Genomic DNA, 18617 nt, shown 5'->3' with positions numbered 1-18617 from the left:
CGTTTATGCAAAAAGATAAATTTACCTTTTCGCCGGGTGATCGGGATGCGCTGGGCTACCATTTTAACCGCAGTGGAACAATTCGTATTTTGATGTTGCCTGACTGGCAGGGGTGTGAAACATCTTCCGCCCATCGGTTGGCTAGCAATTATGCCACGCAATGCGATGCTGAGGTGATCCTAACCGATATTTACGATATACAGCATCGACCTTGGTCCTACGAACAGGCAGACCGTATGATTAAGCATTCTTTGGATAACCCACAGGAAACAAGGAAAGTTCTGAAAAATTACTACTGCGAACTTGAACGCTACTGGCAGTCATCCGGACCACTGTTTGTTGTTGGTTTCTGCTTTGGCGGTTCTTTGTCTTTTGAGTTTGGGCGTGCGGAATTGCCTTGCCTTGGCGTAGTTTCTGTTCATGGTCAGCCTGACACCAAAAAACCGATATTGCGGGTAGCGAAAAAACCTGCCTTCCTAATGTTACATGGGGCGGAAGACCCTTTTATTCTTAATCCTGCAATTAACCGTTTTATGGATGAGATGAGAATTGCCAACGCCGACTGGTCGTTATATTACCTGGGCGGCGCACGACACAGTTTCACCCGTGATGATATTCCCTCAGGAAATCCCTATATGGGTTATAGCGATAAAGCCGATACAGAAGCCATGCTCGCATTAAAAATCATGGCCGAAAGATTATTGTCGTAATTACATTGCTGCCTGGTGTATCGGTGGCGGTGAAGGAGTGGCAATGGCTCTGAATCGTTAATATTTTTCCTGCCATTAGCCTGATTTCAGCGATGAATATCAATGGCCTCTTGGATTGACAGCATTTTACAATTACTGAAGAATCGGGATATTTAGTAGAGGCATATTGATAGTCACCGGGTGGAGTAACATGGATTTGCTAAAAGGCATGGAAATTTTTGTCGATGTAGTCGAACAGGGTAGCATGACTGCCGCCGCAGCGCGCTCCCAACTGACACCACAGATGGTTGGTCTTTACATTCGTGATCTTGAAAAGCAATTCAATGTTAAATTTCTAAACCGCACCACCCGGCAGACAGGGCTGACTGAAGCTGGAAAGCTATTTTATCAGCACTGTACTCAGATACTGAACATGATGGATGAAACTCAAAACGTCATTACCAGTATGAACACTGAAGCAACGGGGCTATTGCGTATCACCGCCCCGATCACCTTTGGCACAAGGGTGATTGCACCATCACTGGGGCAGTTCAGGACGAGCTATCCCAAAGTTGATGTCGATCTATTCCTCACTGACTCGGTAATGGATTTAGTGACTGACGAAGTTGAAATCGCTATCCGTATTGGTGTGCTTGGGGACTCGTCACTGGTTGCCCGTCCGCTGGGAATGTACCGCATGGCTGTAGCCGCATCGCCTGAATATCTCTGTGAACGGGGTTGTCCCTCGTCGCCAGAGGAACTTTCAGGACATGACTGCCTTGGTTTCCGGCTGAAAATGACTCGTCGTCACTGGTATTTTCAGCGGGGCAATACTCGTTTCTCTGTGGCAGTGAATGATAACATCAGTATTAATCATGGCGAGGCGCTACGGCAGGCCGCGCTCTCCGGGGCAGGAATTATCATGCAGCCAGAGGTGTTGCTTAAACAAGATTTTACCTCTGGTGCGTTGGTTCACTTGTTCACCGAAGAAAAATTGGTCAGTAAACCGGTCAATATGGTTTACCGACAGAATAAATTCTCGACGGCAAAAATGCGTGCGGTAATCGATTTTGGTTTAGACCACTGGAAAATTTGACTGCGGAGGGAGGGCGTCTATGTGGCAAAATTAGAAAGTCCTGCTTTCCTGTCTTTAAAGCATCGCCCTGATTATCTCCCGAGTCATTTATTTTACTATTCCTACAATTATAATTGTACGGAGCAGGAAATGGGCATTTCACGATTCAATCAAAAAACTGTATTTATCACTGGAGCCGGAACTGGTATAGGCCGGGCGGCAGCTCTGCGCCTGGCGGCAGAAGGTGCGAATCTGGTGTTGACCGGCAGACGAGTGAAGCCACTTAACCTTTTGGCCGAGGAGCTGCAAGCAAAAGGAACACAGGCGCTTGCTCTTAGTTGTGATATTGCTGATGAACAACAGGTAAAAGCAGTTTTCGCGCAGGCCCATCAGCAGTTTGGCAATATTGACGGTCTTTTTGCTAATGCAGGAGTGTTGGGTGACTTTAAACCACTATCAGAAGCAGATATAAAAGACTTTACCACGCCATTAGCCACGAACCTGATTGGAACGTTCCTCACGATCAAATACTGCCTGCCTTTTATGTCACGGGGCGCGATCCTGATCAACGCTTCCTGGACCACTAGCAGTGTTATGCCCGGAACCGGTATCTATGCAGCCACCAAATCTGCACTGCTAGCGCTGATGCGCACCTTGGCTTTAGAGGTCGGATCGCGCCCGGTGCGAGTCAATGCCATCAGTCCGGGTGTTATTCTGACTCCAATGGCAGATGAATCACTGCCTCAGGAGGTATCTAAAAGCCTTGCCGCCCATTCTCTCCTATTACGTAATGGCACTCCGGAAGATGTTGCCGGGACGGTCGCTTGGCTACTATCCGAAGATGCTGCTTATGTGACCGGGCAGGAGGTTACGGTTGACGGAGGCTTTACCACTGGAGGCATGCGCTAAACTGCCTGACAGCGACATGCGCGCCTTTTTCATCGGTGGTCCTGATAAATATGCCGTGTTTCGTTCTCCGCGATATTAGGAAAATGTAGCGTTTCAGGCAAATAAACACCTCATCCGCGTGGCCTTGCGACCAGAGTTTAAATCTGCTCGTCTGCCATGCGGCGGGACCGCATAATTTTACGTTAAGGGCATCAATCATTTTCATATTTGTTCAACATAAAATCTATTCATTCAAAGCTGTTCAAGGCCTGCCCGAGTCGTAACGGAACATTCCCTCGTGTTTTCGGTTAGGACCTGTCTCGGGATTAATCTTACCTGGAAAATAATCTTTTCTTCCCGGGAAAAGGTTTTTCTGTGGAGAACGTCGTAACGACCCGCGCAGCATAACGCCGGTCATGATTTTACGGAGTTCTGCTGATGTCCTATTCTGATACGGCCTGAACAGGCCGCCGTCATCGGCTGGTCCGGACACCGCCTTGCCGGCACAGAGAAAATTTTCAGCCTGATGCGTTTTGCGTTGGCCAACCCTGAAAGCAGGATGCTCTATCTCGCCTATAAGCGGGCGGTCAGGGATGAAGCCGGGCAAAAATTCCCGTTCAACGTGGAATGCAAAACATCACATCAATTGGCCTGGCCCAATTTTGGCCGTCACTACACAACTGAAAGCCCGACATATTGAGAGTTACGTTCGTGAACGGTTGGAACAGGGCATAACGAAACGCAGCCTGCAAAACGAAATGGCGGCGCTCCGCTGTCTGCTGAAGCAGGCCGGGCGTGATCGGTTGGCAGCCAGTGAACGGCTGTCCAATAAATCGCTCGGCTTGACCGGCGCATATTCCCCGCATTCATTGCGCTACGCCTGGGCGAAGGATGCCATTCGCCATTACCTGGCGCAGAGATTCAGTGAAAAAGAGACTCTGGCATTGGTCGCGATGGATTTAGGCCACGGCGACGGGCGCGGGCGTTATGTGGCGCAGGTTTACGGACGGCGGGGAGAGGAGTGAGTTTCCGTGCTGGTGCAGCCGTTGATGAATGTTCGATCATTGCGTCAGCCAAAAGGAAAAAGGGCTAAAGGGTAAAGGATGCTAAGGGTAACAGCGCCAAACCGGAAAGGGCCAAAGGGCTGAAAAGGCCAACACTGGCGCAGTTCGATGTTTGTTCAACGGGGTATCTGGTGCAGTCCTGCGATTTTCCGGCGTCAGTGAACGGGTGCAGTGATATGGGCCCCTGCGCTGGTGCAAATAAAAAAGCAGATCTACTGACGCAAAGATCTGCTTTTCGGCGTCAATCAGTAACGGGCTTAGGCAACCTGAGTCTGTCTCTCAAAACGGTAAGCCGGGATGAATTTCTGCCGACAGGCGTCGAGATAGTCTGACCACCATTGCATCATCTGCGTGCGCTTGTCGAGGTGCTCCGCCTTGTGGATATACGCGGCGCGGACGTGGTTGCGCTCCTGATGGCTCATCTGCCGCTCCACAGCATCCTTTGACCATCGGCCTGATTCAATCAACCCGCTACAGGCCATGGTGCGGAAACCGTGGCCGCAAACGTCCACCTGCGTGTCATAGCCCATCGTGCGCAGCGCCTTGTTGATGGTGTTTTCGCTCATCGGTTTGCGCGGGTCGTGGTCGCCGGGAAACAGCAACTCACTGCTACCGGACAGCAGTTTTAGCTGCTTCAGTACAGTTACCGTCTGTGTTGACAGCGGCACCAGATGCGGTGTTTTCATCTTCGCGCCGCGCTCTGAATAACGCACGCCCGGAATGGGTTCACGTTGTGCGGGGATAGTCCACATTGCGCCATCCAGATCGATCTCCGTCCAGCGGGCAAAACGTAACTCACTGGAGCGAATAAAGATCAGCAGGTTAAGCTGCACCGCCAGACGGGTTAGTAATCTGCCGGAATAGCCTTCGATCCGTTCCAGCATCTCCGGCAGTTTTTCCAGCGGCAGGGCGGGGTAGTGGTTTTTTGGCGGCGGCGCAATGGCTCCGGCCAGATCGTTGGCAGGGTTGCTGGCAATAAGTCCCTCTTGTACCGCATAGCGCATGATCGCCGTCGTACGCTGCTGTATCCGCGCGGCGGTTTCCAGATTGCCTTTTCTCTCCGCCACCCGCAGCGGGATTAGCAGATCGGCCGTTTTCAGGTCGGTAACGGGGAATTTACCGATCAGCGGAAAGACGTGCAGTTCCAGCGAGCGCTGGGCTTTGGCGGCATGGGCTTCAGTCCAACGGATATTACCCGCCACCCACTTGCGGGCGATCTCTTCAAAGGTATTGCCGTTTTTTCTCGCCTGCTTGTCCTGCTGTTTTTTTACGCCGGGATCGGCACCTGCGCTGAGTACCAAGCGGGCTTCCTCGCGTAGCTTACGGGCATTTGCCAGCGTGACGGTGGGGTAAGCGCCAAACGCCAGCTTTTTCTCTTTGCCGCCGAAGCGGTATTTGAGATGCCAGAGTTTAGAACCGTTGGGTTTAATCAGCAGGTACAGACCCTGCGCGTCGCTGAGTTTGTAAGGTTTATCGAGCGGCCTGGCGTTGCGGATGGCGGTATCAGTCAGAGGCATGGTGGGGGCTCCGTAGTTTATCGAACCGGCAGGCTCCCAATTAGGCCCCCAAAAACTACGGATATCAAAAAATCTGGTAGTACCCATTGGTACTCCAGATTCTTATCAACTTACTGATTTTTCAACGTTCCCGGACGCATAAGGACATCCTGAAACTAAATTTTGGTGCCCGGACTCGGGATCATTCAGCTTTCTATTAAGTTGAAATGTAGCATAAATTCTTTCCTCGATTGTTGTCAAGACCCGTAGCTTGACCCGTGTTTTCATAGATAGATCAGAATGATGTGGTGCATACGATAAGGAAATGTCCGGTTCGTTCCTTCGGTTCGATTCCCTATGTCACCTGTAAATCGTAATGGGATAATCTTTATGCGAATTGTATAATTACTCTCCAGAGGGAAAGGAGGAGGATGACATTATGCCGGCAGCAAAAGATGTTTCTGCTAAACGCGCGACATTAAATTTACGTATCAAACCCGCAGAGCGCGATCTTATCGATCGTGCGGCGAAAGCCAGAGGAAAAAAACGCACCGATTTTGTGCTGGAAGCTGCCCGCGAAGCCGCAGAAGAAGCGTTGATCGAACAACGCATCATTATGGCAGATCCTGAAGCCTATCAGGAATTCCTTGCCCGTCTGAATCAGGCTCCCGCTCTGAATGCTGTGCTGCGCAAAACCATGCAAACGTCTGCGCCGTGGGAACAGAAAAAATGATATCCGCCCCTGATTCACTCCACGCTGAACATGTACTATCCTCATTCTGTTGCGGCGTGGAGTCTATGGATAACTGGCTGAAACAACGGGCGATGAAAAATCAGGTCACTGGCGCATAACGAACTTTCGTCAGTTGTGATGACTCAAAAGTGTTGGCGTATTACCCATTGGCCTCCAGTGCTGTAGCAACGAATGCCGTTCCCGGACGTTTTCGCCGCAATATGCCCGATCCCGGTTGTTGTGCTGGGTCGTCTGGCGGTGGATACATCATTACACGGTCAGGGTCAGGGTGTTGGCCGGTCGCTAGTACGGATGCTGGGCTGCGCTGCGGGTGGGGTTTGAGCTTTCACTGATAGCATCCGATGATGCTGATAGTGACGTTGGGGAATTTGGTGAAGAGTATTTATTATTGATGGAATATAAGACTCATCATTGTATTATGAAAAAGATATTGATAACTTGATACCTACCATTTCATTGACGGTCTTATAAAACTATGGGCATGAAAGAATTAAAAGAACAATTATCGACTACCTCAGATGCAGCAGAACAGGTAAGAATTAAATCGGAGATAGCAGGTTTAGTACAAAAAGTTGATAACGACATTCGAACTGCACAGAAGAATATTGTTTACAATGTTCGTGAGTGGTCAATTGAGTTAGTGCTACAAAAATACTCTGATGGTTTAGATGATGGATCTAATGAATTGTTTATTCCTGACTATCAACGAGATTATAAATGGGAGCCGAGAATAGCTTCGAGATTTATTGAAAGCATATTATTAGACTTCCCTATTCCTTATTTATATATAGCTGATGTGAATGATGATGATCCTGAGTTTGATGGTCGAGTGGAAATAATTGATGGTTCTCAAAGGATCAGAGCTATTTATTATTTTTGTAATGATCAACTTTTTTTAAGTGATCTGAAAGAAATTAAAGAACTTGAGGGTTTTACATTTTCTGATTTACCAAGCGGCAGGCAGAGACGTTTTTTAAGAGAATCACTAAGGCTCGTAGAATTGAAGGGCGATGTAAAAGAAGAGCATAGAAGGGATCTTTTTGAAAGAATTAACTCTGGTGTGAAACGACTTGAGGCAATGGAAGTTCGTCACGGTTCGGATGCTGCAGCATCACCTTTTTATAGAAATGTTCTTATTCCCTGCTCGGAGAATGGATTATTTTCTGAATTAGCTCCTCTTTCTAATAAAAAAAGATCTAGCGGAGATCATAGAGAATTAGTATTACGTTTCTTTGCCTATCTAAATGCTCTTGATGAATATAAAGGATTTGTTCGTGAATTCTTGGATGAGTACTTAAATAAACAAGCTGAATCTGTAAGTGTAAATAATACTCAGGAGTACATTGAAGAATTTGAGCGGATGCTTGAATTCGTTCGGCAGCATTTCCCTATAGGTTTTAAAAAGACTCTAACAAGCAAAACGACACCCCGTGCTCGATATGAAGCTTTAGCGGTTGGTACGGCACTTGCCTTACGTGCCGATCCATCATTACAACAACCAGTTATTCCAGTTGCTCAGTGGTTATTTGAAAAAGAATTTGAGCTGATTGTAACTGCTGATAGTGCTAATAATGTTTCCCAATTAAAACAGCGCATCAATTTTGTTAAAAATAAGATTCTTGGGGAATGATATGCAACTTTCTGATTTAAGAGAAGATTTTGATGAAAGAGTTCATGATATTGATGAGGTTATATCTTTAATTGAGATGCTAGGCATAGCATTCTCTAAAATGAAGAGAGAAGATACCTCAATTGAGGAAGATGTACTATCTCTTCAAAGAAAAATAGATATATTAAAGTCAACATTGCATATGCTTTCATACAATTTGGTTGAGTGTGTTACACGAGGATGTATTGAAGCTATTTATGACCATATGCATGATAATAATGTTGGTTATCATGACCTAATAGCTAATCTTCAAAAAAAAACACTTAACAGAATCGTTATTGATTACAGTAATAAGATTGAAAGGTTACATATGAAAATTGGTGGGGATATATTAAAGAAAGTTATTAGCGCCTCTTTTAATGTAAGAAAGGAATTTAATGGAAATATAACTAAAAGTACTATAGGCGATATTAAGAAAAGATATGGTATAACTATTCCGGATGCTCCGGAGTGCAGAAACGGTGTCGATTTGGATACTTTAAAGGACATAAGAAATGATCTTGCTCATGGGAATACTGAATTTTCAAAACAAGGGGCCAAGGACCCTGTCAATGATGTCTTGGCTAGAGTGAAAAATGTAAATGAATACATGAAGTTATTAATAACAGCAACTGAGGACTACCTGATCAATCAGGGATATTTAAACTCTCAATGTGCCTAATAAATGAACGGCCAATGATTTCACCAATGGTAACAGGAACAGCATTTCCAATCATTGTTCCCAGTTTTCTAAATGAGAATGGGGTTTTTTTATCAATAAAACGATATTTCTTAGGGAATGACTGGAGTATTGCGGCCTCTCGTAGAGTTATGGCGCGGTTTTGTTCTGGATGACCAAATCTGCCATTACCATAACCATAGCATTGAGTTGTTATTGTTGGGCTTGTTGAATTCCATTCCATACGGCCATAAACACTGATATAAGTGGCTCCGGAGTTTTTTTGGTGGCATTTTGCTAATAATTCTTTCGGCCAATCTTTCCATGTACCCCCAGGAGTGGATGATCTTATTCTTTGCATATTTATTTTGGACAAAGAAGGTGAACTGTGAAGAATATCTTTTTCATTTTTTACTCCAGCCTCTATCGGAGGTAGCTTTCCTATAGCTTTATATACAGTGTTTCTTCTATCTTTAGTATGAGTGATAGGTATAAGCTCTATATTACTCAATAGTGAGCCAACCAATATTAGACGACGCCTATTTTGGGGAAGGCCATAGTCCGAACAGTTTACAACATCATACCATAAATTATAACCTGTATTTTTTAGAGTGTTTACAAATTCTTTAAATACATTATGATCTCGAAGTTGTGGCACATTCTCCATAGTAACTAATTCTGGTTTTACATCATTTACAATGCGACCGAATTCAGAGAGAAGTGCCCACTTTTGATCATTTTTATCTTTTTTTGTGCTGCTTGAATATTTAGAAAATGGTTGGCAAGGCGCGCATCCTGCAATAAGCCTTATCGTATCCTTCTTGAAGAAGGATGATATTTCTTTTCCTGTAATATCTGTAATTGATCGTTCAACGAAAGTAGTGTTTTTATTATTATATTCGATAGGGAATTTGCAGGCAGAATCAATATCAATACCATGAGTTACACGTATACCTACGTTGTTTAACCCATAGGTCAAACCGCCAGCTCCGCAAAATAAATCAACTGCTTGTATTATCACGTTTCTCTCCAAAAATTATCAGTTCGAGTATACATGAAGTTTTTTAAAACATCGATACTAGCCTACCTTCTCGGTGACGATTTATTTGTAAAACACTTGTTTCATTAGTCCGTCTAGCTGATAGCGATGGTAGTCGCTGCCTCTTGGGATAGGTTATTCATGGAATGTTGGTTCATGCGTTGTCTGATGCAGCGAAGGCATTTTATCAGCGGATTGGGAGGACCCTTCGCCGATTGATCCTATGTTGCTGATAGTTATGCTGTTCTGATTCATACAATGAAAATGAAAAAATCATGAGTCGGGACGTATCATGTTGGCTCGTTAGTAATATCGAGCCAACTGATAGTTGTGCTGTACGGATGAACTGATCACAAATCAGAACTATTTTCCCTGATTGTTGGCACTTGAACTCAGTAGTAATTGTTAGTCATCTAATTGTTTTTTCGTCCGAATTTCTCGAGGGATCAATCGCCCTTGCGTATCGAAATAACGATTCGGCCAGATTTCACTGGCTGGGATCCCCAGCGCTTCTGCGATAAGTAGTTCACCTTTCGGCCATGGTCGGGTAAGCGCATTTGCCAGTGTTGATGAGCTAAGCCCCGCTGCGCGTGATACGGCTGCCAGCGTAGTATTACGTTTGCGAAGAGCTGCAATGATGTCGGCAGGATGCCAGTCCATTCGCTGATCTTGTTGTTCAATGTTCATACTTCCTCCCCTCTTAGATTTAAACTTTACTTCCTCTAGTAAATGATAACTTTATTTTAGATTAAAAAACAACCAAAAATAAAGTTAAAATTTATTAGGAAAAGAAATCATTCAAGAGGGCCTTATCAAGAGCGGCGATAATCGTTCTATGTCGATCAGTAATGTGGATAACGCTGTGATTGGTAAGCGATTAAGATTGGCCCGAGTGGACAAGGGATTGAAACAGGCAGAGCTCGGTTGCCTCGCTGGTCTGGATGAAGAAACAGCGAGTTCTCGTGTGAGTCAATACGAGAGAGGAGTCAGCTCACCGGATTTTGGTCTGGTCTGCCGGTTCGCTGCGGTGCTGGACGTGCCGGAAGCTTATTTCTATGCCGTCGATGACGATCTTGCCACATTGATTTTGCAGTATCACCGTTTCAGAAAAGCCAACCCTAACTCCACTCTACTAATCACACCTCTGTGAGGTTGATATCCCAGCTGGTTCTCGGCGTTCAATCTTTATGCGTTTTCTCTCTTTAATTTAATCATTACTTTTCCTAATAAATTATTTCTCCATTTTGGTGTGAAAAATAATCCAAATTGAATTTAAAGTTTATTCAGAAAAGAAATGCTTCAGGAAGCAAGTATAGGGAGCGGCGATAATCGGCTTATGTTAGTCAGCGAAGCAGGTAACATCGTGATTGGTAAGCGATTAAGGTTAGCCCGAGTGAACAAGGGATTAAAACAGGCGGAGCTCGGTTGCCTCGCTGGACTGGATGAGGAAACGGCAAGTTCTCGCGTGAGTCAATACGAGAGAGAAGTCAGTTCGCCGGATTTTGGTCTGGTCTGCCGGTTCGCAGCGGTGCTGGACGTACCGGAAGCCTATTTCTATGCTGTGGATGATGACCTGGCGACGTTAATTTTGCAGTACCATCGTTATAAGAAAAACAATCCTAATTCAACGCTTTTGATTACTCCGCAATAGCGGTTTATAAAATATTGGTATAGAGAGGTTTTTTATTATTTGGTATAAATATCAACAAGATACTGTTTAATATAAATCATTCATACAGCGTTGCGTTTTTCAAAAAAACGGGCTTTTTCCTGCGGCAATGTGGCTTTCCCGTTGCGATTATCCTGATAATCCATACAACATCTTGTTTCTGCTGCATGTTTTCTCACTCACAGGAAGGGGATTAGTCAACAAACATTCTCCCCACCTCATTTTTAGTTTTTTGTTTCTGTGCCCGAACTGTTGGCGTAATTTCCCTTCCGCAACACATTGTCTGTGGACAGCCCGCGCTTCATGACCTGCAAGAAGCGCCTGATATATCAGGATGGTCGCCTTTTACCGGCAATGCCGCCTTTGAAAACTGCCGGGTCTGTCGCTGGATGGATTAAGGCTTCCTCATGCTTCATTACTTTGTAATCAACCCCGCATTCGAACCCACTCTTCAACCAACAGGTGCATTCCACTGATGCTTCATTGTTCGTGGCGTTAAGGAGTTTATGATGAATCTGATTGATAATTGTACATCCTTAATCATGGATGTTATATTAAAATATAATATCTGGAGGTGTTCAATGTATACCACTCGTCTGAAAAAAGTCGGAGGATCCGTCATGCTGGCAGTGCCTCCCGCCGTGCTGAAAACGCTGGATTTGTCGCCGGATAGTGAGGTCGGTGTGACCGTTGATAATGGCTGCCTGATTATTGAGCCTCAAAAACGGCCTCACTATTCGCTTGCCGAACTATTGGCGCAGTGCGATCCACATGCCGAAATAAGTGATGAAGAGCGGGAATGGATTGACGCGCCTGCCACAGGGAAGGAGATCCTGTAAATGGACAGAGGGGAAATCTGGCTCGTGTCACTTGATCCCACTGCCGGGCATGAGCAAAGCGGAAAACGCCCGGTGCTTATCGTTTCACCGGCGCCGTTTAACAAGATCACCCGGTTGCCTGTGGTTGTTCCTGTCACCAGTGGTGGAAACTTTGCCCGAACGGCTGGTTTTGCCGTTTCACTGGATGGCGCGGGAACGAAAACGACAGGTGTTGTTCGCTGCGACCAGCCCAGAACTATTGATATGGCAGCCAGAAACGGCAGAAGGCTGGAGCGTATCCCTGACAGTATCGTAAACGAGGTACTGGCCCGACTGGGAACAATCCTTAGCTGATGGCGTTTTATGTTAACTATACGGGGGCGCTGCAACAGCGCCCTTGCTTATTTGGGCGGAATGATGTCCCGGCAGCGAATAACCTTTTCTTCCTCAAGATAGTTTTTACTTTCAGCAATCGTGGCGACGATATAGGCTCTGCCATGAAACAGGTTGTCTTCGGACAACACCTACGCTTCATGACCTGCAAGAAGCGGCCTGACATGCAGGCTGGTCGCCGGATACGGCAATGCCCCTGAAAACTGCCGAACCGCATCGCGGTCGGGGTCATACGTTACACACGACAATTTATTGCCACTGCTTAACGCTGCCGGATATTTCCGGACCTGCTGATTATCAGCGCCTCTAACCTTTATGAACTGCAACCTGCCAAGACAGCGGCTTTGCTGCCGAGTGACCGCAATCCTGCACCAGAATTCCAATTTTTAATCACTGCGCCAGTCCAGTGCGTCACTTTAACCGCGCCGAGCGGGAAAGTGACGCACCAACGCCCTTTCACTGCACCAGACAATTCAACTGCGCCAACGCACGGCGGGATTCTGACACCGTGATTTCACCCACTTTCACTCACAGGAGAACTTGAACCGATACCGGAGGGGGATCAGGACGATCCGGGGGATTACCCGCGCCAGCGGGCGGCTGCTCAGAGAGCACCACCGAAGCCCCGCAACACCTCAACGGCTGCCGCCCCGGCGCTCAGGTATCGTTCGCAGACCCGACAAAAAATCAGGGGCTATCGGCCTATGCGCCGGGGAAGGTTGTATCTGTTTTGGATTTTGCGGCAATCATGAAAAGGGGACATGTAAAAATGAGTCTTCTGGAGCAGGAAATGAAAACGCTGGCGCGGCAGGCGGGTGGCAGTCATAAAACCGTTCATGACCGTATGGCGCTGGCGCAGCGATTTTGTGAGCGCTTACTGGCGCAAAATGTGCAGATCCGGCGGGTGGAGCAACTGAAAGCGCGGCATATTGAGAGTTACGTTCGTGAACGGTTGGAACAGGGCATAACGAAACGTAGCCTGCAAAACGAAATGGCAGCGCTCCGCTGTCTGCTAAAGCAAGCAGGGCGTGATCGATTGGCCACCAGTGAACGGCTGTCCAATAAATCTCTCGGCTTATCCGGCGCATCCCGCAACGGCACCCGGCGGGCGATTACGGCGGAGTATTATCGGCAGGTGCTGGAAATCGCTCGCGCAAAAGACGCCGGGATGGCGGCGGCGCTGGAACTTTCAAGGTTGATGAGCCTGCGTTCACAGGAAGCGGTGCAGTGTGCGCAATCACTCAGAACGTGGAAACAGGCGCTGGAGCGTGGCGAGTCCCGGCTGACCGTGGTGTTTGGCACTAAAGGCGGGCGGCCTCGCGAGACAATAATTCTGGATGCTGGCGCAGTCAGAAAAGTGCTGGAAAATGCGTTGGCTGTGGCGGAACAACGCAATGGCAGGCTGATTGATAAACCCGACCTGAAAAGTGCGATGAAGTATTGGCACGGTCAGGCTTCGCGTATCGGCTTGACCGGCGCATATTCTCCGCATTCATTGCGTTACGCTTGGGCGCAGGATGCCATTCGCCATTACCTGGCACAGGGATTCAGTGAAAAAGAGGCGCTGGCGCTGACGGCGATGGATTTGGGCCACGGCGACGGGCGCGGACGCTATGTAGCGCAGGTCTATGGGCGTTGAAACGATGGATAATTCCTGTATCTGGTGCAGTCGAAAGGGAAAAGGCCGAAAGGGTAAAGGAAAGCTAAGGGTAACAGCGCCAAACCGGAAAGGGCCAAAGGGCTGAAAAGGCAGTAACTGGCGCAGTTCGATGTTCGTTCGACAATGCTTTGGTGCAGAGCTGCGACTTCCTGCCAACAGAAAACTGGTGCAGTTAGTCGGAATATCGGGTTCTGGCGCAGTGTCATGTTGGCCGACAACCATCCTATGGTGCAGATTTTTTATCGTCGCAATGACGATAAGCTATACCTCAAAAATTACCCTTATTGATAGGTAACGACCTAAAAATATTCTGCCGGAATAATTTTAGGCGTTTCCCGATTGATCGTTAAAAATAAGAAGGTAAAACCTTTTAGAAAGCAAAGAAGCAGATCCCTCGCATCAGGATCTGCTTTTGTCAGAGAATTAACCGTTAGGCTGTACCAGAGGCTTTATGCTGTCGCGCATAAATATACGGCGCGACATATCCTTCGCGGCTGACGTCCAGATAATCCGACCACCACTGCATCATTTCGATTCTGGCTTCCAGATGCTCGGCTTTATGCACATAAGCCGCCCGCACGCCGTTGCGTTCTTTGTGGCTCATCTGCCGCTCGATGGCATCCTTTGACCAGCGTCCGGACTCGTTCAGGGCGCTACAGGCCATGGTTCTGAAGCCGTGGCCGCAGATTTCGGTTTTGGTGTCATAGCCAATTACGCGCAGCGCCTTATTGATGGTGTTCTCACTCATCGGCTTGTTCAGGGTATGTGCGCCCGGAAAAACGAAGACCGACTCACCGGAAATTGCCTGAATCTGTTTCAGCAGGGTGACCGCCTGCCGTGACAGCGGAACCAGATGTTCATCCTTCATCTTGGCACCGCGTTCTGAGAACCGCACGCCGTTTACGGCTTCGCGCTGGGCGGGCACACTCCAGATATGCGCTTTCAGGTTGAATTCATCCCAGCGGGCAAAACGTAGCTCACTGGAGCGCAGGAAAACATGCAGGCTTAATTCCAGCGCCAGACAGGTCAGTATCCGGCCTTTGTAGCTATCTACCTTCTCCAGCAGTTCAGGCAGGCGTTTCAGCGGCAGGGCGGGGTGATGTTGGGTCACTACCGGGGTCACGACGCCATCCAGATCGTAAGCCGGATTATATTTAATCACGCCCTGCTGTACCGCGTGACGCATGATTTTGGTCAGATGCTGGCGTACCCGTCCGGCGACGTCATGCACGCCTTTATCGTCGATGGTTTTAACCAACTGTGCCAGATGCCGGGTCTCAATCAGAGCGATATCCATCGCACCGATCGCGGGGAAAACGTAGCGTTTCAGGCAGGTGAGGATCTTATCGGCGTGAGCGTCCGACCAGAGCTTAAGGCAACTGGTGTGCCATGCGGTGGCGATGTACTGAAAGGTGCGGGATTCATCAACGGCGGTATTATCCGTTTTGCGGATCAAGGAAGGGCAGAGGCCGGACGCCAGCAGCTTACGCGCCGCGTCGCGCTTTTCGCGGGCTTCCGCCAACGTAATCTGAGGATAGCGGCCAAAGGCCAGACGGTTTTCCTTACCGCCGAAGCGATAGCGGAAATACCATAACTTAGCGCCGCTGGCGGATACCGTGAGGTACAGACCTTGCGAGTCGGTGAGTTTATAGGATTTTGCGCGGGATTTGGCTGCGCGGATTTTGCTGTCATTCAGGGCCATGTGAGGGTCTCCTTCGTTCATCGAACTGAACGACCCGCAATCTGACCCCAAATTTTCCGGATACGAAGGGATAAACCAAAACGCATCGGGAAAGATTTTTACGCCAACTTATTGAATTACATACACATAGGAATTGATAAGGAGACATAAAAAAGGAAAGGTGGTGCCCGGACTCGGAATCGAACCAAGGACACGAGGATTTTCAATCCTCTGCTCTACCGACTGAGCTATCCGGGCAACGGGGCGCATTAAACCGTATTGGCCGCTTTCCGTCAACGGCTTTATACTATAAATCAGCGCGGCTGCTCTATTTTCAGGCATTTTGTTCTTGCGGCGCGCGATACGGATGCTGTGGCCGCGGCGACGGGCGGTCTGTGGCGCGGACGGTCGGTTGGGGGATGTTAGCTTGAATTTGATGAAAAATAGTGCCACTATTGCGCGGTTTTTTAACGTCCTGTCCACTTCTATTGGCTGTTAAGAGGGTTGCCGGTATGTCAGATTCATTGCAAGGGGTGCATTGTCTGCGCACCTGTGTGCTGATGATGCCGTATCGCTGTTTTTTCGCCCCTCAATTCTCCCCGTTGCCGGCTCTCACCATGCGGTGAGGCGGTCTGACGCTTCCTGTCAGGCATGCGTAAGAATAGAGCACGGTTCTGCTTTTACTGATGCCTTGCGGATGATGCGGTTTTCCGATCTATTGCCGTCTTTCCCTCCTGGTTGTTGTGGGGGCGATTGGTTTGTCCGCTCTCTGGCGTCACGTATTGCAGCAGTGCGATATTCCTGCGCGGTGTCTTACTGACACGTCCGCTCATCCTTAACCGTTTGGGTTTGGTTACATGAAACAATTAAAGATTGCGGCTAATGCTTCCGTTGCCTCTCGTCTGGATACCACGCGTACCGTAGTGGCGTTAAATCAGACTGATTTCACCGATGTCGCGGCGGTGGTGGTTTCTGCCGATGAGGCCCGCAGCGGCATATTGTCTGTCCTGCATCATACCGGGTTTAATCTGCCGACGTTCGTGGTGCACAATGCGGAATATCCTGATGCGGAAGCGGAGATATTGCCGCCGGGCAGTCGCTGGCTGTCGCTGGCGGAGGAAGACGATCACGCCAGCGTGCTGGAACGTGCCGCCGAAGCCTGGCAGCAGCAGCTTCTGCCGCCGTTTTTCGCCACGCTGACGAAATATGTCGGCATGGGCAATACCACGTTCGCCTGTCCCGGGCATCAAGGCGGGCAGTTTTTCCGTAAGCACCCGGCCGGCCGGCAGTTCTTTGAGTTTTACGGCGAGAATATTTTCCGATCCGATATCTGCAATGCGGATGTCAAACTGGGCGATTTGTTGATCCATGAAGGCGCAGCCAAAGCGGCGCAGAAATATGCCGCCCGGGTGTTCCATGCCGATAAGACCTATTTTGTGCTGAACGGCACCTCGGCGGCCAACAAGGTGGTCACTAATGCCCTGCTGACGCCGGGCGATCTGGTGCTGTTCGATCGCAATAACCATAAATCCAACCATCACGGCGCATTGATTCAGGCCGGCGCGACGCCGGTGTATCTGGAAACCGTACGCAACCCATTTGGCTTTATCGGCGGCATTGATGCGCACTGTTTCGATGAAGGCTATCTGCGTCAGTTGGTGAAAGAGGTGGCGCCGACGCGCGAGCATGACGCCCGTCCGTTCCGGCTGGCGGTGATTCAGCTCGGCACCTATGACGGCACTATTTATAACGCGCGTCAGGTGGTGGATAGCATCGGCCATCTGTGCGATTACATCCTGTTCGATTCGGCCTGGGTCGGTTACGAGCAGTTTATTCCGATGATGGAGCAGTGTTCGCCGTTGCTGCTGGACCTGAACGAAAACGATCCCGGTATCTTTGTCACCCAATCGGTGCATAAACAACAGGCGGGATTTTCCCAGAGTTCGCAGATCCATAAAAAAGATAACCATATCAAAGGGCAGAAGCGTTTTTGCAATCATAAGCATTTGAACAACGCTTTTATGCTGCATGCGTCGACCAGTCCGTTTTACCCGTTGTTCGCCGCGCTTGACGTTAACGCGAAAATGCACGAAGGCGCCAGCGGACGTCGGCTGTGGCAGGAGTGCGTGAGGCTGGGCATCGATACGCGTAAACAGCTCTTCGCCACCTGCTCGATGATCCAGCCGTTTGTTCCGCCGGTGGTCGACGGTCGGCGCTGGCAGGACTACGATACGCAAACCATAGCCAGCGATGTGCGCTTCTTTAATTTCGATCCGCAGGAGAAGTGGCACGCGTTTTCCGGTTACGCGCCGGATCAGTATTTCATCGATCCGTGCAAGCTGTTGCTGACCACGCCGGGAATCGATGCGGTCAGCGGCGAATATACCCGCTTCGGCATTCCGGCCACCATTCTTGCCAACTATCTGCGCGAGCACGGCATCATTCCGGAAAAATGCGATTTGAACTCAATTCTGTTCCTGCTGACGCCGGCGGAGGACCGCCAGAAAATGCAGGAATTGGTCGATGCGATCGCCCGCTTCGAGCAGTATATTGATCGGGATATGCCGCTGAGCGAAGTGCTGCCGACGCTATATCACAAGTATCGCCAGCGCTATCAGGGCTACACGCTGCGCCAGCTGTGTCAGGAAATGCATGATTTTTACGCCAGTCACAATGTGAAACAGCTGCAGAAAGCGATGTTTCGCAAGGCCGATATGCCGGCGATGGCGATGAATCCGCAGGAGGCGAATCGCGAGTTTGTGCGCGGTAATGTCGAACTGGTGCCGATTGCCGGGGTAGCCAGCCGTATTGCGGCCGAGGGCGCTCTGCCGTATCCGCCTGGCGTGCTGTGCGTGGTGCCGGGCGAGATTTGGGGCGGGGCGGTGCAGCAGTATTTTCTGGCGCTGGAGCAGGGTATTAATCTGTTGCCGGGTTTTTCGCCGGAACTGCAGGGCGTCTACAGCGTGGCGGAGGAGGATGGCTCGCGCCGGCTGTACGGCTACGTCATCTGCCAGTAATCGGTAGAATGTTCAGGCCCGTCAGCGGGCCTGAATCGTCGTACTTA

The 18617-nt window shown here is 48.9% G+C and carries 18 protein-coding genes, 1 tRNA gene and 2 pseudogenes; 15 read left to right on the top strand and 6 right to left on the bottom strand.

All coding sequences use genetic code 11. The features are described 5' to 3' along the window. Nucleotides 1–5: 5 nt before the first annotated feature. The 5 genes and pseudogenes from FJU30_RS18005 to FJU30_RS17985 all read left to right on the top strand — a co-directional run bounded on the left by FJU30_RS18005 (nucleotide 6) and on the right by FJU30_RS17985 (nucleotide 3677). Nucleotides 6–710, top strand: coding sequence for a dienelactone hydrolase family protein (locus tag FJU30_RS18005; protein ID WP_150436356.1), 705 nt, complete (start codon nucleotides 6–8; stop codon nucleotides 708–710). A 190-nt stretch (nucleotides 711–900) separates the two neighbouring features. Beyond that, entirely contained in the window at nucleotides 901–1785 is an 885-nt protein-coding gene (locus FJU30_RS18000; RefSeq protein ID WP_150436355.1) for a LysR substrate-binding domain-containing protein, read from the top strand. A gap of 21 nt (nucleotides 1786–1806) precedes the next feature. Further along, entirely contained in the window at nucleotides 1807–2673 is an 867-nt protein-coding gene (locus FJU30_RS17995; RefSeq protein ID WP_223881631.1) for an SDR family NAD(P)-dependent oxidoreductase, read from the top strand. A gap of 417 nt (nucleotides 2674–3090) precedes the next feature. Then, nucleotides 3091–3328, top strand: a pseudogene (locus FJU30_RS27270) (DNA helicase); the annotation flags it as partial. Beyond that, entirely contained in the window at nucleotides 3246–3677 is a 432-nt protein-coding gene (locus FJU30_RS17985) for a phage integrase N-terminal domain-containing protein (RefSeq protein ID WP_223881630.1), read from the top strand. The pseudogene FJU30_RS27270 and the gene FJU30_RS17985, both read left to right, overlap by 83 nt. A 296-nt stretch (nucleotides 3678–3973) precedes the next feature. Here the strand turns inward: FJU30_RS17985 and FJU30_RS17980 are convergent, their stop codons facing one another. Next, complete coding sequence (locus FJU30_RS17980) at nucleotides 3974–5233, bottom strand: tyrosine-type recombinase/integrase (RefSeq protein ID WP_150436354.1); 1260 nt, start codon at nucleotides 5231–5233, stop codon at nucleotides 3974–3976. Nucleotides 5234–5651: 418 nt separating this feature from the next. Between FJU30_RS17980 and FJU30_RS17975 the strand changes: the two genes are divergently transcribed. The 4 genes and pseudogenes from FJU30_RS17975 (at nucleotide 5652) to FJU30_RS17960 (ending at nucleotide 8296) form a co-directional block, all read left to right on the top strand. Further along, nucleotides 5652–5945: a type II toxin-antitoxin system TacA family antitoxin gene (locus FJU30_RS17975; RefSeq protein ID WP_150436353.1), complete on the top strand. Its 294-nt coding sequence runs from the start codon at nucleotides 5652–5654 to the stop codon at nucleotides 5943–5945. After that, nucleotides 5942–6358, top strand: a pseudogene (locus FJU30_RS27265) (GNAT family N-acetyltransferase). Before FJU30_RS17975 ends, FJU30_RS27265 begins: the two are co-directional and overlap by 4 nt. Before the next feature lie 83 nt (nucleotides 6359–6441). Continuing rightward, a complete protein-coding gene (locus FJU30_RS17965; RefSeq protein WP_150436352.1) occupies nucleotides 6442–7596 on the top strand; it encodes a DUF262 domain-containing protein in 1155 nt (384 codons plus the stop codon). Nucleotide 7597: 1 nt separating this feature from the next. Continuing rightward, the gene (locus FJU30_RS17960) at nucleotides 7598–8296 is read left to right on the top strand and encodes an MAE_28990/MAE_18760 family HEPN-like nuclease (protein WP_150436351.1); all 699 of its coding nucleotides are present in this window, start codon (nucleotides 7598–7600) and stop codon (nucleotides 8294–8296) included. On the opposite strand, the gene FJU30_RS17955 is transcribed toward FJU30_RS17960, so the two are convergent. Both FJU30_RS17955 and FJU30_RS17945 read right to left on the bottom strand, forming a co-directional pair. Next, complete coding sequence (locus tag FJU30_RS17955) at nucleotides 8262–9314, bottom strand: DNA cytosine methyltransferase (RefSeq protein WP_150436350.1); 1053 nt, start codon at nucleotides 9312–9314, stop codon at nucleotides 8262–8264. The two genes, FJU30_RS17960 and FJU30_RS17955, sit on opposite strands and share 35 nt — an antisense overlap. Nucleotides 9315–9737: 423 nt before the next feature. Further along, nucleotides 9738–10019 (bottom strand): helix-turn-helix domain-containing protein, encoded by a 282-nt coding sequence (locus tag FJU30_RS17945; RefSeq protein WP_150436349.1) that lies wholly within the window; start codon nucleotides 10017–10019, stop codon nucleotides 9738–9740. A 148-nt stretch (nucleotides 10020–10167) separates the two neighbouring features. Between FJU30_RS17945 and FJU30_RS17940 the strand changes: the two genes are divergently transcribed. The 4 genes from FJU30_RS17940 (at nucleotide 10168) to FJU30_RS17925 (ending at nucleotide 12173) form a co-directional block, all read left to right on the top strand. Beyond that, nucleotides 10168–10482 carry a helix-turn-helix domain-containing protein gene (locus FJU30_RS17940; protein WP_150436348.1) on the top strand — a complete coding sequence of 105 codons (315 nt, stop codon included), beginning with the start codon at nucleotides 10168–10170 and terminating at the stop codon, nucleotides 10480–10482. 186 nt (nucleotides 10483–10668) lie between these two features. Further along, nucleotides 10669–10983, top strand: coding sequence for a helix-turn-helix domain-containing protein (locus FJU30_RS17935; protein ID WP_121588641.1), 315 nt, complete (start codon nucleotides 10669–10671; stop codon nucleotides 10981–10983). Nucleotides 10984–11582: 599 nt separating this feature from the next. Continuing rightward, nucleotides 11583–11840 (top strand): AbrB/MazE/SpoVT family DNA-binding domain-containing protein, encoded by a 258-nt coding sequence (locus FJU30_RS17930; protein ID WP_121588677.1) that lies wholly within the window; start codon nucleotides 11583–11585, stop codon nucleotides 11838–11840. Beyond that, entirely contained in the window at nucleotides 11841–12173 is a 333-nt protein-coding gene (locus FJU30_RS17925) for a type II toxin-antitoxin system PemK/MazF family toxin (protein ID WP_137712517.1), read from the top strand. It begins immediately after the preceding gene. Between the two features lie 47 nt (nucleotides 12174–12220). On the opposite strand, the gene FJU30_RS27475 is transcribed toward FJU30_RS17925, so the two are convergent. Beyond that, nucleotides 12221–12343: a hypothetical protein gene (locus FJU30_RS27475; protein WP_263406735.1), complete on the bottom strand. Its 123-nt coding sequence runs from the start codon at nucleotides 12341–12343 to the stop codon at nucleotides 12221–12223. A 638-nt stretch (nucleotides 12344–12981) separates the two neighbouring features. Between FJU30_RS27475 and FJU30_RS17915 the strand changes: the two genes are divergently transcribed. Next, complete coding sequence (locus FJU30_RS17915) at nucleotides 12982–13851, top strand: integrase domain-containing protein (RefSeq protein WP_150436347.1); 870 nt, start codon at nucleotides 12982–12984, stop codon at nucleotides 13849–13851. 451 nt (nucleotides 13852–14302) lie between these two features. Here FJU30_RS17915 and FJU30_RS17910 read toward each other — a convergent pair whose 3' ends face one another. Both FJU30_RS17910 and FJU30_RS17905 read right to left on the bottom strand, forming a co-directional pair. After that, entirely contained in the window at nucleotides 14303–15574 is a 1272-nt protein-coding gene (locus tag FJU30_RS17910) for a tyrosine-type recombinase/integrase (protein ID WP_150436346.1), read from the bottom strand. 161 nt (nucleotides 15575–15735) lie between these two features. After that, nucleotides 15736–15811, bottom strand: a tRNA-Phe gene (locus FJU30_RS17905). Nucleotides 15812–16410: 599 nt separating this feature from the next. Between FJU30_RS17905 and FJU30_RS17900 the strand changes: the two genes are divergently transcribed. Then, nucleotides 16411–18570 (top strand): ornithine decarboxylase, encoded by a 2160-nt coding sequence (locus FJU30_RS17900; RefSeq protein WP_150436345.1) that lies wholly within the window; start codon nucleotides 16411–16413, stop codon nucleotides 18568–18570. Nucleotides 18571–18617: the final 47 nt, after the last annotated feature.

It is taken from the genome of Affinibrenneria salicis (assembly GCF_008710095.1).
The sequence above is the reverse complement of the archived record's forward strand: the minus strand, read 5'-3'. Positions and strand labels throughout refer to the sequence as shown.

Bases quoted from the DNA above. Each gene is read 5' to 3' on its own strand.
- FJU30_RS17900 (WP_150436345.1), top strand. From the start codon at position 16,411: ATGAAACAATTAAAGATTGCGGCTAATGCTTCCGTTGCCTCTCGTCTG.
- FJU30_RS17915 (WP_150436347.1), top strand. From the start codon at position 12,982: ATGAGTCTTCTGGAGCAGGAAATGAAAACGCTGGCGCGGCAGGCGGGT.
- FJU30_RS17945 (WP_150436349.1), bottom strand. From the start codon at position 10,019: ATGAACATTGAACAACAAGATCAGCGAATGGACTGGCATCCTGCCGAC.
- FJU30_RS18005 (WP_150436356.1), top strand. From the start codon at position 6: ATGCAAAAAGATAAATTTACCTTTTCGCCGGGTGATCGGGATGCGCTG.
- FJU30_RS17935 (WP_121588641.1), top strand. From the start codon at position 10,669: ATGTTAGTCAGCGAAGCAGGTAACATCGTGATTGGTAAGCGATTAAGG.
- FJU30_RS17960 (WP_150436351.1), top strand. From the start codon at position 7,598: ATGCAACTTTCTGATTTAAGAGAAGATTTTGATGAAAGAGTTCATGAT.
- FJU30_RS17925 (WP_137712517.1), top strand. From the start codon at position 11,841: ATGGACAGAGGGGAAATCTGGCTCGTGTCACTTGATCCCACTGCCGGG.
- FJU30_RS17940 (WP_150436348.1), top strand. From the start codon at position 10,168: ATGTCGATCAGTAATGTGGATAACGCTGTGATTGGTAAGCGATTAAGA.
- FJU30_RS17975 (WP_150436353.1), top strand. From the start codon at position 5,652: ATGCCGGCAGCAAAAGATGTTTCTGCTAAACGCGCGACATTAAATTTA.
- FJU30_RS18000 (WP_150436355.1), top strand. From the start codon at position 901: ATGGATTTGCTAAAAGGCATGGAAATTTTTGTCGATGTAGTCGAACAG.
- FJU30_RS17965 (WP_150436352.1), top strand. From the start codon at position 6,442: ATGGGCATGAAAGAATTAAAAGAACAATTATCGACTACCTCAGATGCA.
- FJU30_RS17930 (WP_121588677.1), top strand. From the start codon at position 11,583: ATGTATACCACTCGTCTGAAAAAAGTCGGAGGATCCGTCATGCTGGCA.
- FJU30_RS17980 (WP_150436354.1), bottom strand. From the start codon at position 5,233: ATGCCTCTGACTGATACCGCCATCCGCAACGCCAGGCCGCTCGATAAA.
- FJU30_RS17985 (WP_223881630.1), top strand. From the start codon at position 3,246: ATGAAGCCGGGCAAAAATTCCCGTTCAACGTGGAATGCAAAACATCAC.
- FJU30_RS17910 (WP_150436346.1), bottom strand. From the start codon at position 15,574: ATGGCCCTGAATGACAGCAAAATCCGCGCAGCCAAATCCCGCGCAAAA.